At 72.0% G+C, this 15,288-nt stretch carries 12 protein-coding genes and 2 pseudogenes; 4 read left to right on the forward strand and 10 right to left on the reverse strand.

Features of this window, described 5'->3' with window-relative positions:
- Nucleotides 1-189: 189 nt before the first annotated feature.
- The 10 genes from ABZ490_RS13880 to ABZ490_RS13925 all read right to left on the reverse strand — a co-directional run bounded on the left by ABZ490_RS13880 (nt 190) and on the right by ABZ490_RS13925 (nt 11,856).
- Nucleotides 190-1,149 carry a sugar kinase gene (locus ABZ490_RS13880; protein ID WP_358988893.1) on the reverse strand — a complete coding sequence of 320 codons (960 nt, stop codon included), beginning with the start codon at nt 1,147-1,149 and terminating at the stop codon, nt 190-192.
- A complete protein-coding gene (locus ABZ490_RS13885) occupies nt 1,146-1,802 on the reverse strand; it encodes a bifunctional 4-hydroxy-2-oxoglutarate aldolase/2-dehydro-3-deoxy-phosphogluconate aldolase (protein ID WP_358988895.1) in 657 nt (218 codons plus the stop codon). Before ABZ490_RS13885 ends, ABZ490_RS13880 begins: the two co-directional genes overlap by 4 nt.
- Nucleotides 1,799-3,199 carry an MFS transporter gene (locus tag ABZ490_RS13890; protein ID WP_358988898.1) on the reverse strand — a complete coding sequence of 467 codons (1,401 nt, stop codon included), beginning with the start codon at nt 3,197-3,199 and terminating at the stop codon, nt 1,799-1,801. Before ABZ490_RS13890 ends, ABZ490_RS13885 begins: the two co-directional genes overlap by 4 nt.
- A 139-nt stretch (nt 3,200-3,338) precedes the next feature.
- Nucleotides 3,339-4,385: an NAD(P)-dependent alcohol dehydrogenase gene (locus ABZ490_RS13895; RefSeq protein ID WP_358988900.1), complete on the reverse strand. Its 1,047-nt coding sequence runs from the start codon at nt 4,383-4,385 to the stop codon at nt 3,339-3,341.
- Between the two features lie 45 nt (nt 4,386-4,430).
- Nucleotides 4,431-5,951, reverse strand: a complete 1,521-nt coding sequence (locus ABZ490_RS13900) for a mannitol dehydrogenase family protein (RefSeq protein WP_358988902.1) — start codon at nt 5,949-5,951, stop codon at nt 4,431-4,433.
- Nucleotide 5,952: 1 nt separating this feature from the next.
- Nucleotides 5,953-7,176, reverse strand: a complete 1,224-nt coding sequence (gene manD / locus ABZ490_RS13905) for a D-mannonate dehydratase ManD (RefSeq protein ID WP_358988904.1) — start codon at nt 7,174-7,176, stop codon at nt 5,953-5,955.
- Nucleotides 7,173-8,171 (reverse strand): 2-hydroxyacid dehydrogenase, encoded by a 999-nt coding sequence (locus ABZ490_RS13910; RefSeq protein ID WP_358988906.1) that lies wholly within the window; start codon nt 8,169-8,171, stop codon nt 7,173-7,175. Before ABZ490_RS13910 ends, manD begins: the two co-directional genes overlap by 4 nt.
- Nucleotides 8,168-9,181 carry a LacI family DNA-binding transcriptional regulator gene (locus ABZ490_RS13915; protein ID WP_358988908.1) on the reverse strand — a complete coding sequence of 338 codons (1,014 nt, stop codon included), beginning with the start codon at nt 9,179-9,181 and terminating at the stop codon, nt 8,168-8,170. Before ABZ490_RS13915 ends, ABZ490_RS13910 begins: the two co-directional genes overlap by 4 nt.
- 216 nt (nt 9,182-9,397) lie before the next feature.
- Nucleotides 9,398-9,652: a hypothetical protein gene (locus ABZ490_RS13920; RefSeq protein WP_358988910.1), complete on the reverse strand. Its 255-nt coding sequence runs from the start codon at nt 9,650-9,652 to the stop codon at nt 9,398-9,400.
- Nucleotides 9,631-11,856 carry an alpha-L-fucosidase gene (locus ABZ490_RS13925; RefSeq protein ID WP_358988912.1) on the reverse strand — a complete coding sequence of 742 codons (2,226 nt, stop codon included), beginning with the start codon at nt 11,854-11,856 and terminating at the stop codon, nt 9,631-9,633. Before ABZ490_RS13925 ends, ABZ490_RS13920 begins: the two co-directional genes overlap by 22 nt.
- A gap of 322 nt (nt 11,857-12,178) precedes the next feature.
- Here ABZ490_RS13925 and ABZ490_RS13930 point away from each other — a divergent pair, with 322 nt between their 5' ends.
- The 4 genes and pseudogenes from ABZ490_RS13930 to ABZ490_RS13945 all read left to right on the forward strand — a co-directional run bounded on the left by ABZ490_RS13930 (nt 12,179) and on the right by ABZ490_RS13945 (nt 15,221).
- Nucleotides 12,179-13,243 carry a sugar ABC transporter substrate-binding protein gene (locus ABZ490_RS13930; RefSeq protein WP_358988914.1) on the forward strand — a complete coding sequence of 355 codons (1,065 nt, stop codon included), beginning with the start codon at nt 12,179-12,181 and terminating at the stop codon, nt 13,241-13,243.
- A 39-nt stretch (nt 13,244-13,282) separates the two neighbouring features.
- Nucleotides 13,283-14,053: pseudogene (locus ABZ490_RS13935) on the forward strand (ATP-binding cassette domain-containing protein); the annotation flags it as partial.
- A 176-nt stretch (nt 14,054-14,229) separates the two neighbouring features.
- Nucleotides 14,230-14,529 (forward strand): annotated as a pseudogene (locus ABZ490_RS13940) (aldo/keto reductase); the annotation flags it as partial.
- On the forward strand, nt 14,520-15,221 hold the full coding sequence (locus tag ABZ490_RS13945) for a FadR/GntR family transcriptional regulator (RefSeq protein WP_358988917.1): 702 nt from the start codon (nt 14,520-14,522) through the stop codon (nt 15,219-15,221). The pseudogene ABZ490_RS13940 and the gene ABZ490_RS13945, both read left to right, overlap by 10 nt.
- The last annotated feature ends 67 nt before the right edge of the window (nt 15,222-15,288 follow it).

A 15,288-nucleotide genomic window follows, 5' to 3' on the forward strand; every position in this document is an offset into this window, starting at 1 on the left:
TGGGCGGTTACCCGAGACTCCGACGAGATTCCCCGCGCAGTGACCCACTTGCCTGGAACTGCCTTCGTGGTGGCGGTGATCCCCGAAGCAGTGGAATGATCACGCAGCCGCCCCTTGCTCGTCCTCGTACTCCGGAGGCCAAGTGGCCGACGGAGTCTCCCCCCTGACGAGCCGGGGCTGCCCTGCTCCTCAGCGCACCACGTCCCTCCCCTCCGTCCACCCGTCGAGCACCGCCCGCGTCGGCATGCCCTCCCAGTCGCCGGGGACCGTGCACAGCAGGGCCCCGGCGAGTGCGGCCGTGTCGAGGCATCGCCGGGCGTCGGCGCCCGCGACGAGTTCGCTCAGGTACGCGCCGACGAACGCGTCCCCCGCACCGACCGGGTCGAGCACCTGTACCGGGACGGCGGCCCGGCGGTGCGCGACACCGTCCACCAGGGCCAGTGCTCCCTCGGCGCCGAGCTTGATCACCGCGGTGGCGGGGCCCAGGGCGGTGAGGGACGCGGCGAGTTCCTCCGGTGTCCGGCCGGTGGGTTCGCCGCCGGTGACGAGGGCGGCCTCGTCGTCGCCCGCGAACACCAGATCAGCCCGGGCGACCAGGTCACGCAGGGCCGGAGCCGCCCGTTCGGGCGGCCACAGCGCGGACCGGTGGTTGACGTCGACCGACACCGTCACCCCGTGCGAGCGGGCCACGTCCACGGCGTACGAGACCGCCGCCGCGGCCGACTCGCCCAGCGCCGGGGTGATGCCGGTGACGTGCAGCAGCCGCGCCCCGGCGACGAGCGGGACGTCGACGTCCGCCGGAGCCAGCCGGGAACCGGCCGCGCCGGCCCGGTAGTACCAGACCTTGACCGCCCCGCCGGGCAGCCGCTCCTTGAGCATGAGGCCCGTCGGGGCGCCCGCGTCGCGTACGGCACGGACGTCGATCCCCTCGGCGGTCAGCTCGCGCACCACCCGGTCGCCCACGGAGTCCGCGCCGACCCGGCCGAGCCAGGTCACCGGGGTGCCCAGCCGGGCCAGGGCGACGGCGACGTTGCTCTCCGCGCCGCCGATGCCCAGCGCCATGTACGGCACGTGCGGGAGATGCCCGACGGTCGTGGCGGCCAGCAGGCCCATCGTCTCGCCCAGGGTGACGACCCGGCCGTCGCTCATGAGCGGGCTCCCGCGACCGCCTCCAGGGCCCGCCGGGCCCGGCCTGCCAGGTCCGTCAGGTCGCCGCCGGACAGGGCGTCCCGGATCAGCGGACCGCCGAGGCCGACCGCCTGCGCGCCCGCGCGGATCCAGGCCGGGATGTCGTCGATGGCGATACCGCCCGTGGGCATCACCGCCACCTCCGGATACGGTCCGCGGAACGCCGCCAGATGGGCGGGGCCGACGGTGGAGGCGGGGAACAGCTTGACCGCCGACGCGCCGGCGTCCCAGGCCGAGGCGAGCTCGGTCGGAGTGAGCCCGCCCGGACAGACGGGCACCCCCGCGGCCAGGGCCAGAGCCACGACATCGGCCTGGAAGCCCGGCGAGACGAGGAACCCGGCGCCGGCGTCGAGGCTGCGGCGCGCCTCCTCGGCGGACCGTACGCTGCCCATCCCGACGTCCACCGCGTCACCGAGGTCCTTGCGCAGCGACTCCAGCGCGTCCAGGGCGCCCGGCGTGGTGAGGGTCAGTTCGAGGCAGACGACGCCCGCCTCGGCGAGAGTCCGGGCCACGGAGCCGACATGCCGTGGGGAGTCGGCTCTGAGCACGGCCACCACGGCCGTGCGCCGCAGCGCGTCGGAGAGCGGGATCCGCTCGGTCGAGGGGCTCGTCACGAGGTGCTCCCGGAGGCCCTGGCCGGGGCGAGGGCCGGGGCGGTCGCGTCGGCGGGGTCGGTCAGGTCGCGGTTGCGGGTCTCCGGGGCCATCAGGGCCGCGATCAGGCTGATGACCATCATCAGGGTCATGTAGGCCGCCACCGGGAGCCAGGAGCCGGAGAACGCGGTGAGCAGGGAGGCGCAGATCAGCGGGGCGACACCACCGCCGAGCACGGAGGAGAACTCCCGGCCCAGGGTGACGCCGGCGTAGCGGTAGCGGGTGCCGAACAGCTCCGGGAAGTAGCTCATCTGGACGCCGACCGCGCCCTGCCCGGCCAGCACGAAGCCGAGGATCATGGTCACCACGATGGCCACCGGCGACCCGGTGTTCAGGGCGATGAAGGAGGGGCCGGGCAGCAGCACGAGAGCCGTGAGGATCGAGGTGTAGACGGGCTTGCGGCCGACGCGGTCGGACAGGATGCCGAACCCGATGGCGGCGAGACCGCCGCAGGCGGCTCCGATCATCAGGACCTTCGGCACGAAGGAGGCGTCTACCCCGACCGTGGTGACCAGGTACGAGGCCATGAAGACCTGGTAGGTGTACGACTGGGCGCTGATGCCGACGTTCATGAACAGGACCAGCAGCATCGGCTTGCGGCCGTGCCGGAACACCTCGCCCACCGGGGACTCGGGCATCTCCTGGCGGCGCTTGAGGTCCTGGAAGACCGGGCTCTCGGCGAGCTTGCGCCGGATGACCACGGCGGCGACGGTGACCAGCAGACTGCTGGCGAACACCAGGCGCCAGCCCCAGCTCATCAACTGCTCGTCGGGCAGGGTCTGGACGAGGATCCAGGCGACCGCGCCCAGCACGGTGCCGAGTGCGGCGCCGGTCATCACCAGGGCGGCGAGCCGGCCCCGTCGTCCGGTCACGGCGGTCTCGGTGAGGAGGGTGGCTCCGCCGGACTGTTCGGCTCCGGCGCCGAAGCCCTGGAAGAACCGGCACAGCACGAGCAGCGCGGGGGCCAGGACGCCGACCTGGGTGTACGTGGGCAGCAGCCCGATGGCGAAGGTGGAACCGCCCATCAGGAACAGGGTGGTGATGAGGATCCACTTGCGGCCGAGCCGGTCGCCGAAGCGGGAGAAGAACAGTCCGCCGAGGGGCCGGGCCGCGAAGCCCACGGCGTAGGCGGCGAAGCTGGCCAGCAGGGCGACCGCGGGTGTGGCGCCGGGGAAGAACAGCTCGCCGAAGACGAGCGCCGACGCGGTGCCGTAGATGACGAAGTCGTACTGCTCGAGAGCCGTGCCGATGAGGCCCGCCCAGGCCGCGCGGCGGACGGCGCGGGGGTCGGCGGGGGCGGCCTCGGTGGGAGCGGGTGGGGTGGTGTCACTCGTCAGGGATCCGGTGGGAGTGTCCATCGGCCATGCCTCCTTGAACGGGATGGTCCTCTGCACGGTGGGGGACGTAGAGGTACGGCGAAGCGGAAGTAGGGGGAGAAAACGCCGAGTTGGCGGCGCGTGGATCTCGCTGGGGCGGCGAGAGAAGGCGTCGGCGCGGTCAGAGCGACGCGTCGGCGGGGCGGATCACGACCTTGAGGTGGGCCGGGTCCAGAACGGGGGCGCGCAGCGCCTCGGCGGCGCGGTCGAGCGGGAAGCGGCCGGTGAGCAGCGTCGTCAGATCGACGCGGCCGTCGGCGGCCAGGGCCAGCGCCGTGGGGAAGGCGTGGGCGTAGCGGAAGGCGGTGACCAGGTCGATCTCCCAGCGCTGGAGATGCGCCAGCGGCAGCCCGTCGACGGCGGGCGCGGCCTGGCCGACCACGGTCGCCCGGGCGGCGGGTTTGAGGGTGCGGATGCCCTGCCACAGGGCGGCGGGGTGGGCCGAACACTCCACCAGACGGTCCACGTCGGCGAGGGCGAGGTCCTGCGCGGCGGTGTTGACGACCTGCGTGGCGCCCAGCTTGCGGGCCTGCGCCAGGCGGGCGTCGTTGACGTCCGTCACGATCACCTCGGCGGCGCCCGCGGCTCGCGCCACCTGCGCCACCAGGATGCCGATCGGCCCCGCCCCGGTGACCAGGACCCGGTGTCCGACGGCGATCTCGGCCCGCTGCACGGCCCACACCGCGACGGCCAGCGGCTCGATGAGCGCGCCCAGTTCGAGGGGTACGGCGGCGGGCAGCCGGTGGAGCGCACGGGCGGGTACGACGACATGGCTGGCGAGCACGCCGTGGGTCGGGGGCGAGCCGAGGCAGGTGCCGGCCGGACAGAGGTTGTACCGGCCCGAGCGGCAGGTGGCGCAGGCGCCGCAGCCGACGGCGGGCTCGATCGCGACCCGTGTGCCGGCCTCCAGGTCCGTCCCCGGGCCGGCCGCCACGACCGTACCGGAGGCTTCGTGGCCGAGGACGGTCGGTGCGCGGAGCTGGTTGGCGCCGTTGCGGCCCTGGGCGTAGTAGTGCATGTCCGAGCCGCAGACGCCCACGGCGTCGACTTCGACGAGCACCTCGCCGGGGCCGGGCGGCCGCAGCGGTATCTCCTCGATGCGGAGGTCCTCGGGGCCGTGCAGGACGGCGGCTCTGGTGAGGGCGGGGAGGGGGAGGGGGATGCTCATGGGTCTCACATCCTTGTGAGGTGTGCCGGGTGCGGGCTGGGGGTGTCAGGTGGCGGGCGGCGCCTCCGCGTCGGCGGCCCGGGCCGCGTCGGTGACCGCGGCGGCGGTGCCGTGCCGGGTGAGGAGGCCGATGAGTTCGGCGACCCGGTCGGTGAAGACGGGGTGTTCGGCGAGCCGGTCCCCGAGCAGACCGCCGTCGAGGACGGTGGCCACGAAGTCCCGTACCGACGGGGTGCGTCGGGCCGCCTCCCGCAGTTCGCCGCGGGCCGGGTCGGACATGGCGGCCGCGTGCGGTCCGGCGTCGAAGCCGGACGGCGGGGCCATGCAGCACAGGTACGCGGCGACGGTGAGGGCGAGATGGTGGGGAACCCGTCCGGCGCGCAGCTGCCGCAGCGCGGGCTCCGGAACACGCTGGCGGAGTTTGACGGAGCCGTCCGAGCCGACCTGTTGCGTGCGATGACCCAGCGCGGAGTTGGCCCAGCGCTCGAAGAGCTGTGCCACGTACGCGTCGAGGTCGATGTCCTCGGGCACGGTCAGACTCGGCAGGTACTCGTCGTGCAGCACACGGCGTGCGGCGTCGGCGACGAAGGGCCGGGCGATCGCGTCGGGGATGGTGGCCCGGCCGTCGAGCGCGCCGAGGTAGGCGATGAGCGAGTGGGTGCCGTTCAGCAGCCGCAGCTTGAGCAGTTCGTACGGCTCGACGTCCCCGGTGAACAGAGCTCCCGCGTGCTCCCAGGCGGGCCGGCCCGCCGGGAAGCGGTCTTCCAGCACCCACATGGTGAACGGTTCCGCCGGGACGGGGACGTCGTCGCGCAGCCCGAGCCGGTCGGCCACGGCCGCCCGCTCGGCGTCCGTGGTGGCCGGGACGATCCGGTCGACCATGGTGTTGGGGAAGGCCACCGCCTCGTCCAGCCAGGCGGCGAGTTCGTCGCCCTCACCGGAGGGCAGGGCCGCCACGAACTCACGGACCAGCCGGGCCGTCTGGTGCCCGTTGCCGGCGAGGTTGTCGCAACTGAGCACGGTCACGGGCGTCGGGTGCCGGCGCACGCGCCGCTGCAACCCGCGGACGATCTGCCCGATCACGGTCCGCGGCGGGGCGTTCCCCCGCAGGTCGGCCCGCACACCCGGGTGGTCGAGTTCGAGGTGGCCGGTGCGGGGCGAGAAGGTGTAGCCGTGCTCGGTGACGGTGAGGGAGACGATCCGGGTGGCCGGGGCGGCGAGGGCGTCGACGACGGCCTCGGGGTGGTGCGCGGCGACGAGCGCGCCGGTGTGCACGGCGGGTACGACGACCCGTGCGCCGCCCGGTGCGATCTCCACCACGGAGTAGCGGAAGTCCTGGGCGCGCAGGGCGTCGGCCACCGCGGCCGAGCGGCTCGCCACGCCGAGGATCCCCCACGGGCCGTCGGCGTGGTCCAGCGCGGTGGCGGTGTAGACCGCCTGGTGGGCGCGGTGGAAGTTGCCCAGGCCCAGATGGACGATCCCGGTCTCGGTGAGCGTACGCCCGTGCATCAGCGAACTCGCGGGGGTGGCCCGGGCGTTCAGGCGGGGAAGGCAGGTGGTCGTCATCTCACCAGTCCGTCATCGAGCCGTCGCGGCGCCGGGCGACCGGCAGGTAGGCGGCTTCGTACGGGAACCGGGCGGCCAGTGACTCGTCGACGTCGACACCGAGACCCGGCGCGTCCCCCGGGTGCAGATGGCCGTCGGCGTAGCTCCAGTCGTGCCGGAACACCTCGTGGACCAGTGGCTCGTAGCCCATGTACTCCTGGATGGCGAAGTTCGGCGTGGAGAGGCCGACATGCAGGGACGCGGCGAGCGCCACCGGCGAGACGTCGGAGGGGCCGTGCGGGCCGAGCTTGACCTGCCACACGTCGGCGAGCGCGGCGATCCGCCGCAGACTGCTGATGCCGCCCGCGTGCGTGACACAGGTGCGGACGTAGTCGATCAGCTGCTCGGTGATGAGGGACTGGCACTCCCAGACGGTGTTGAAGACCTCTCCGATCGCGAGCGGGGTGGTGGTGTGCCGGCGCACATGGCGCAGGACCTCCTGGTTCTCGGCCGGGGTGACGTCCTCCAGCCAGAACAGGTCCACCTCCTCCACGGCACGGCCCAGCCGGGCCGCCTCGTTCGGGGTGAGCCGGTGGTGGGAGTCGTGCAGGAGGTGCAGGCCGGGGCCCACGTGGTCGCGGACCGCCGCGAGGGCGCCCGGGGCGTGCCGCAGGTACGCGGCGGTGTCCCACACCTCCTCGGCGGGAGCGGTGCCCCGGCCGGCCGGCTCGTAGCCCGCGCCCTTCTCGGAGACGCCGTAGACCGTGTCGAGGCCCGGGACACCCATCTGGGCACGGACCGCCAGGAAGCCGCGCTCGCGCTGGGCGTCGACGGAGTCGAGCAGGCGCGGAACGTCCCAGCCGGTGGCGTGGGTGTACGTCAGGACACGGTCCCGGACGGCGCCGCCGAGCAGTTGGTAGACGGGCTGGCCGGTGGCCTTGCCCTTGATGTCCCACAGGGCCAGGTCCACCGCGCCGATCGCGGTCATGGTCACCGGCCCGCGCCGCCAGTACACGCCGCGGTACAGGTACTGCCAGGTGTCCTCGATACGGGCCGGGTCACGCCCGACGAGCAGCGGGGCGACGTGGTCGCGGAGGTAGGAGGCCACGGCGAGTTCACGGCCGTTGAGGGTGGCGTCGCCCCAGCCGACCAGGCCCTCGGCGGTGGTGATCTTCAGGGTGACGAAGTTGCGCCCCGGGCTGGTGACGAGGACGTCCGCGGCGACGATGGTGTCGTGCTCGCTCATCGGGCCACCGCCACCACGTTGTCGACGCTCTGTCCGGCGGCCAGCCGGCGGATGTTGGCGGTGATGTCCTCGCTGCGGCGGGCGAAGGTCTGCCCGGCCAGTCCCGAGGAGTGCGGTGTCATCAGGGTGTTCGGCAGCTCGTGGAACGGGTGCCGGCCGGGCCGGCCGGTCCGCCCGTCGGCCGGATAGTCGTACCAGACGTCGAGGGCCGCGCCCGCGATCACGCCGTCCCGGAGGGCGGCGTACAGGGCGTCCTCGTCGACGACAGGACCCCGGCCGACGTTGATCAGTACGGCCGACTCTCCCATCCGCTTCAGCTCCTTCGATGCGATCAGTGAGGTGGTCGTGCCGGTGAGCGGTACCGAGACGACGACCACGTCGGAGGTCTCCAGCAGGGCGTCCAGGTCGTCCATGCCGCCGGCCCAGGCCAGCCGCTCGGCCACGGCGTCGACGCCGCCCCGGCGGGTGACGGCCACGCCCCGCGCCCCGAAGGCCCGGAAGCGCTGCCAGGCGCGGGCCCCGATGTGCCCGAAGCCGACGAAGCCGACCACGGCCTCGCCCAGCAGGCCCGGATACGAGGGCTCCCCCCAGGTGCCTCGGCGCAGTGCCGCGTCCTGGCGCAGGAAGCCGCGCCGGAGCAGGATCGCGGCGGCCACGGCGTACTCGGCGATCGCGTCCTCGTGGTGGTGGGTGTTGGCGACGAGCGTGCCCGGCGCGAGCGCGCCGACGTCGATCCCGTCGACGCCCGCGCCGGCGGCGTGCACCAGACGCAGACCCTGGCCCGCCGCGGCGATCTCGGCCGGGCACGCCCCCGACACGAGGACGTCGGCATCGCGCACGGCCGCCTTCACCGCTTCCGTGTCGGCCGGGTCGGGCCACCGTACGACGGTTCCGCCGGGCAGAGCGGCCTCGAACCTCTCGCGCAGCCGCCGCAGGTGCGGGTCGCTGACGACGACGGTCAGTTCCTCGGCGGGCGGGGCGGACGGCCGTGTCATGCGTGCTCCCGCAGGGCGGAGCCGGTCCGGGCGGGCACCTGGGCGGTGGAGCCGCGGACGACGAGCTGGGTGGCCAGGCGAAGGGTGCGCGGCTGGTGGCGGTCGTCGGCGGCGGACTGGGCGAGCAGCTCCAGACTCAGCGAGCCGGCCCGGTCCATCGGTACCGCGATGGTGGTCAGGGCGGGGTGGGCGGTGGCGGCGAGCGGCATGTCGTCGATGCCGACGACACTCAGGTCCTCCGGGACCCGCACACCCAGTTGGCGTGCTCCGGCGATGACACCGAGGGCGACGAGGTCGTTGTGCGCGATGACGGCGGTGGCGCCGGACGCGATCACCCCCGCGGCGGCCGCGGTGCCGCCGGCCACCGTCTCGGACTGCCAGCCGAGCACGTCCAGCCGCAGACCGGCGCGCTCGGCCTGTTCCCGGGCCACGTCGACGCGGTGGCTGTTGGACCAGGAGTGCTGCGAGCCCTGCACGTACGCGACGTGGCGGTGTCCCAGGGCGGCCAGGTACTCGGCGGTCTGACGCAGTCCGTCGCCCGCGTCGGCGAGGACGCAGTCGGCTGTCGTCGTCTCCCGGTTGACGAGGACGACCGGGGTGTCGCCGCAGAGGTCCAGCACGTCCTCGGCATCCAGGCGCGGTGAGCACACGACGATCCCGGCCGACCGTGCGCTGAGCTGGGTGATCACCTCCCGTTCCCGGTCGGGGTCGAAGTCGGTGTCGGCGAGCACGATCGTCTGCCGGCTGTGCCAGCCCTGTGTCTGGGCAGCCTTGACGAACGTGCCGAAGACCGGGTTGGCGATGTCGGGAACGACCACGGCGACGGTCTGGGCGTCCGACGCCGACTCGGCCGGCCGCGGGGGAGGTGGTTCGTAGCCCAGCTCCCGGGCTGCTTCCAGGACCTTGCGCAAGGTCTCCGGACCCAGTCTCGTCGGGTCACTGAAAGCCCGGGAGGCTGTGGAGAGAGCGACCTTCGCGCGTTTCGCGACATCGGTCAAGGTGGGGGCCACGCCGCCACTCCGTTTCCTTGGTGGTGCTGGGGCGGCTTCGTCGGCGCAACGTCGGCGAAACCTGAACGGTGTGACCCTATGGTTGGCAATGTTGCGCAAGCTTGTCAATGCTTGCGCAACGATGAAATGCGTTGCCGCGCCGTGCCGCGAAGACCTGGTGCCGCCGGTTGCGGGCGCGTCAGCCGTCGAGCAGATGGACGCGGCACACGGTGTTCCTCAGGGCCGGGATCGGCAGGACGCGGCCTTGGGGCCGAGGGTGAGCAGGTGGTTGCCGACGCGGGAGACGACCGTGACGAACTCGACGAGCCGTGGCTTGCGGCTGATCAGCCGGTCGTAGAGGCCCTGGCCGTCCTCCTCCGGGGGCCTTTGGTGGGCCGGCGGGAGGAAGCCGGGGCCGAGGACGAGCCCTCTGCGCGCGGTTGAGCGGGCGGAGGGCTCGTCGGTGGAGGTCAGACCGTGGTGAACGTCCACAGCAGGTTGGTGCTGCTGCCGTAGGTCCACTGCTTGGTGACGGAGCCGGAGGGCACGTTGCCGCCGCCGTCCAGGACGAGGCCGCTCGTGCGGTTGGCGAGGGAGTAGCGGCCGTCACCGCGGTGCGTGATGCGCCACTGCTGGTTGGTGCCGCCGTTCCAGGCGGCCTGGCGGGCGGGTGAGCCGTCGGAGGTGGCGCCCCAGCCGTCGACGACCATGCCGTTGGTGCGGTTGACCAGCTTGTAGTAGCCCTCGCCGACCTCGATCGCCTGCCACTGGAGGTTGGTGCTGCCGTCGTAGGACCACTGCTTGAGCGGGGAGCCGGAGTCGACGTCACCGCCGCTGTCCAGGGCCAGACCGTCGGTGACGTTGAGGAGCTTGACGTACGTGGCCGGGGTGAACTGCACCTTCAGGGACCGCACCTGGTTCGTGCGGGTCGCGAGGTCGGCGGTGTCCGCGGTGAACGTCCGCGAGGTGCCGGTGAACCCGTCCTCGGAGTAGCCGACGACCTGGTAGCCGGGGGCCGGCCGCAGCGAGGCCATGCCGCGTCCGCCGAGGCCGGCCAGGGCCAGGGCGTCCGCGGTGTAGTCGCCGACCTCCAGGACGGTACCGCCGCGTGTGTAGTGGACACCCTCGAACGCCACGGCTCCGGCCAGTGGCCGCAGACCGGGGATCTCGCCCTCGAAGGTCAGCTTCAGGACGTAGGCGTCCGCGTCGAACGGCGCCGAGGGCGGCAGGGTCACCGTCAGACCGGTGGTGTCCTGCCCGGGGGGCGCCAGGCTGATGTAGCGGCCCGCCTCGGAGCCGAGCAGCTCGACCGACCTCAGCGAGGAGATGTCGAACCGGTCGGAGTCGAGGGTCCTGACCGTCAGCGAGCCGCCGGGCCAGCCGAGCACCGTGGCGTACAGGGTGGTGTTCGCCTTGTCGCGGGTGAAGCGGACGTCCGACGAGGTGCCGGCCCTCGGGGTGGTGAAGGAGCCTCCGCCCATCTTCGTGGGGCCCTCGCCGTACGCCGTCCAGGCCCGTGTGTCGTAGATCGACTCGCCGTGGCGCCTCAGGTAGTCGCCGAGGGCGAGCAGGACGTCCCGCTGGCCCTGGGGGATCGTGCCGTCGGCCATCGGCGCGATGTTGAGCAGCATGTTGCCGTTCTTGCTGACGCGGTCGATCAGCGCGTGCAGCATCTGCTGCTTCGAGTAGTAGCCGATGCCCGCGGTGTAGCACCAGCTGGAGCTGGAGATGCTGTCGTCGGTCAGCCAGTACGGCGCGGTGATGTCGGCCGGGCCGCCGCGCTCGAAGTCGTAGACCTCGCCGTGCTCGTCGAAGCCGTCCTTGTAGGTGGCGACGACCTCCTTGCCCCACTTCTTCGCCTGGTTGTAGTAGTACGACAGGAAGGCGAGGCGCTGGGTCTCGTCGACATGGTCCAGCCGCCAGTCCTGCCACAGGATGTCGGGCTCGGCGAGGTCGATGACCTCCTTCAGTTTGTCGTACCAGAGCTGGTTCTCCGCGACCGGGCCGAGCTGCCCGTACAGCTTCTGGAGGCTGGGATCGCTCTGGGCGGGCGCGTACTCGTAGAACCCGGTGAAGTTGTAGGCGTGGTGCATCGCCACCAGGAGCTTGAGGTTCTTGGCCCGGATGGCGTGGAGGAACAGCTTCAGCAGGTCCAGACCGGGGCCCTTGCGCACCGAGTTCCACTCGCTGACCTTGCTGTCCCACATGGAGAAGCCGTCGTGGTGCTCGGAGACCGGGCCGGCGAACCGGGCGCCGGCGTCGACGAAGAGCTGGGCCCACTCCTCGGGGTCGAAGTTCCCGCCCTGTGACTTCAGCCTGGGCGCGAACTCCACGTGGTTGCCCGCCAGGTCGTCGGCGCCGTCGATGAAGTGGTGGAACGGCCAGGCCGCCGGGTCGCCGTAGGTGGCGATGTGGTGCCGGTTGGCCTTGCTGCCCGACTCGTACATGTTGCGCGGGTACCACTCGCTGTCGTACGCGGGGACGCTGAACACGCCCCAGTGGAAGTAGATCCCGAACTTCGCGTCCTTGAACCACTCGGGCGAGGCGGTGTGCTGGTTCACGGAGCTCCACGTGGGGGTGTAGCCGCGCGCCGCTGCCAGGGCGCCGTCGGCGGCGAACAGATCGGTGGCGACGGCCGCCGCCACGACGGCCGTCGTACCGGCCAGGAGCTGGCGTCTGCTGAGTGAACTCGGCATGGAGTCATCCCTGTGAGGAGGGGGGACGGTGGAGATCCGGGCGCCGGATGTTACGGACGAAGCTCGTCCACATGCCCCGCCGGTGTCAACAGGCCTGCACCTGATTAATGGGATGGATTTTCGGTCGCTGTCTGGGTGTGGATGCGCGACACCCACGAGTGACCGGATAAATTGCCTGTTTGGAAGCCATCTTCTGAGAGGGGGGTGGACGGTCACCCGGGTCGTCGGTATACATACATCCCATCTCTCCGAGTCAGGTGACGCGCCCGTTGTCGCCCAGAGGACACATCTCCCGCTATGGGACCAGCGTGAGGAAGTACCGATGAGACTCAGACACGCCTTCATCTCCGCTGCCGCCGCACTGAGCGCCATGACGCTGCTCGGCGCCTGCGGCGGCGGCTCCGGCGCGGCGGCCACGTCCGGCGGCGACCCGCTGGTCGGCGTCGACTACCCGCGGTCCGACACCGACTTCTGGAACTCGTACATCAAGTACACCCCGCAGTACGCCAAGCAGCTCGGCCTGTCGCTGAAGACCACCAACTCGCAGAACGACGTCGCCAAGCTGACCGCCGACGCGCAGACGTTCATCAGCCAGGGCGTCCGGGGCATCGCGATGGCTCCGCAGGACACCGCCGCCATCGCGCCGACGCTGGCGCAGCTGGAGGCGAAGAAGATCCCGGTCGTCACCGTCGACACCCGCCCCGACAGCGGCAAGGTCTACATGGTCGTCCGCGCCGACAACCGCGCCTACGGCGAGAAGGCCTGCCAGTACCTCGGCACCAAGCTCGGCGGCCAGGGCAAGGTCGTCATGCTCCAGGGCGACCTGGCCTCCATCAACGGCCGGGACCGCACCGAGGCGTTCAACGCGTGCATGAAGAAGAACTACCCCGGCATCGAGGTGTTCGGCGAGGCCACCAACTGGGACGGCGCCGTGGCCGCGCAGAAGCTCCAGACCGACCTGACCGCCCACCCGGACATCAAGGGCGTCTACATGCAGTCCAGCTTCGCGCTGGCCGGCACGCTCCAGGTGCTCAAGCAGAAAGGCCTGCTGGTCGGTCCGACGGACAGGAAGCACGTGTTCGTGGTCTCCAACGACGGCATCCCCGAGGAGCTCAAGGACATCGCCGAGGGCAAGATCGACGCCACCGTCTCCCAGCCGGCCGACCTCTACGCCAAGTACGCCCTGTACTACCTCAAGGCCGCCATCGACGGGAAGACGTTCAAGCCCGGCAGGACCGACCACGACAGCACCATCATCCAGGTCCGTCCGGGTCTGCTCGAGGACCAGCTCTCCGCCCCGCTCGTCACCGCCGACGGCGGCACCTACGGCGGGGTCGCCAGCGTCAAGAGCGACGACACGTCCCTCTGGGGCAACAACCTCGACTGACGGCAGATGTCGACTCGTAGGGAATCCAAGGCGGTGGGGATGACAGACGCGGAGCCGCCCGTCGTCGAGGTGACGGGCCTGGTCAAACGATTCGGATCCACGGTGGCCCTCGACGGCGCCCGGATCACCATCAGGCCGGGCGAGACGCACGCGCTCGTCGGCCGCAACGGCGCCGGCAAGTCCACCCTGGTGTCCGTCCTCACCGGACTGCTGGCCCCGGACGAGGGAACGGTCGCCTTCGGCGGCCGTCCGGCCCCTCGGATCACCGACCGCGACGGCTGGCGGCGACGCGTGGCCTGCGTCTACCAGAAGTCCACGATCATCGCCACCCTGACCGTGGCGGAGAACCTCTTCCTCAACCGGCACGACCGGGCCCATGGCCCGCTGATCCGCTGGCGGAACACCCGCCGGCGCGCCCAGGACCTCCTGGCGACCTGGTCGGTGGAGGTCGACCCGCAGACCCCGGCTGGCGAACTCGACGTTGAACAGGGCCAGTTCGTGGAGATCGCCCGCGCGCTGTCCTTCGGTGCCCGGTTCATCGTCCTCGACGAGCCCACCGCGCAGCTCGACGGTGCTGCGATCCACCGGCTCTTCGACCGGATCCGCGACCTGCAACGCCAGGGCGTGACCTTCCTGTTCATCAGCCACCACCTCCAGGAGGTCTACGAGATCTGCGACATGGTCACGGTGTTCCGCGACGCCCGGCACATCGTGACCGCACCGGTCGCCGAACTCCCGCGCACCGACCTCGTCGCCGCCATGACCGGGGAGGCGGCGGCCGACCGGAGCGAGGAGCGCGCCGGCACCCTGCCCGTCGACGGCGGGTGGCTCTGCAGGTGAACGCCGGTCCGCGGATGACAGGGGATCGCGGATGAAGGGGTACCGCGGGTGATCGCTCAGACACTGATCGGCCCCTCCCACGAGAGGCCCCACGAGAGGCCCTACGAGAGGCACCTTGCGCCGCCGGAAGATCGAGAGCACCACCGTTGACGTACGACTACCAGGAGGCCCCGCCGGATCTGGTGGCACGTGCCCTGGAGATCGCCCGCGTCTGCGCACACCACGGCACCACCCTCCCCGCGGCGGCGGTCGCCTTCCCCTTCACGCATCCCAGTATCATCAACGTCACCCTGGGCATGCGGACCGCGCAGCAGGTCGAGCGGAACGCGGAACTCCACCGTCGGCCCGCCCCCGAGGATCTCTGGGACGATCTCCGTGCCCGAGGCCTCATCAGGCCGGACGTGCCGACGGAGCACGACGGTGGAAGGAGTGGGCGGTGTCCCTGACGGACAAGGCCATCGAGCAGATCCGTGAGCTGATCCGCTCCGGCGCGCTGCCGCCGGGCTCGAAGCTGCCCCCGGAGCCGGATCTCGCGGCCCAGCTGGGCCTCTCCCGCAATCTCGCCCGCGAGGCCGTCAAGGCGCTGGCCGTCGCCCGGGTCCTGGAGGTACGCCGGGGCGACGGCACGTACGTCACCAGCCTCCAGCCCAGCCTGCTCCTGGAGGGGCTGGGCGGGGCGGTGGAACTCCTCCAGGGTGACGCCGGCGCGCTGCGGGACCTGATGGAGGTACGGCGGCTCCTCGAACCGGTCGCCACCGCGTTGGCCGCGACCCGGATCACGGACGAGCAGCTCGCCGAGATCAAAAGTCACCTGGAGGCCATGCGTGAGGCCCGCGACGACGTGGAGCGGCTCAACGCCCACGACGCCGCCTTCCACCGCGCGGTCGTCTCGGCCACCGGCAACGAGTCCCTGCTCACCCTCCTGGAGGGCGTCTCGGGCCGCACCCTGCGCGCTCGCATCTGGCGCGGCCTGGTCGACTCCGACGCCTCGGGCCGGACCCTGGCCGAACACGAGGCGATCTTCGCGGCCCTGGCCCAGCGCGACGCCGCCCTCAGCCAGGCGGCGGCCCTGCTGCACGTGAGCAACACCGAGCAGTGGCTGCGGGAACACCTGCGGTCCGGTGAGAAAGTCGGGTAGCGGCCCACGGCCGGGTGTCTCACGCGGGAACTCCCAGGGCCACGGGCGCACCCCGACCGCCGTGCCC

Source organism: Streptomyces sp. NPDC005811 (assembly GCF_040630405.1).
In the GTDB taxonomy this organism is placed as follows: domain Bacteria; phylum Actinomycetota; class Actinomycetes; order Streptomycetales; family Streptomycetaceae; genus Streptomyces.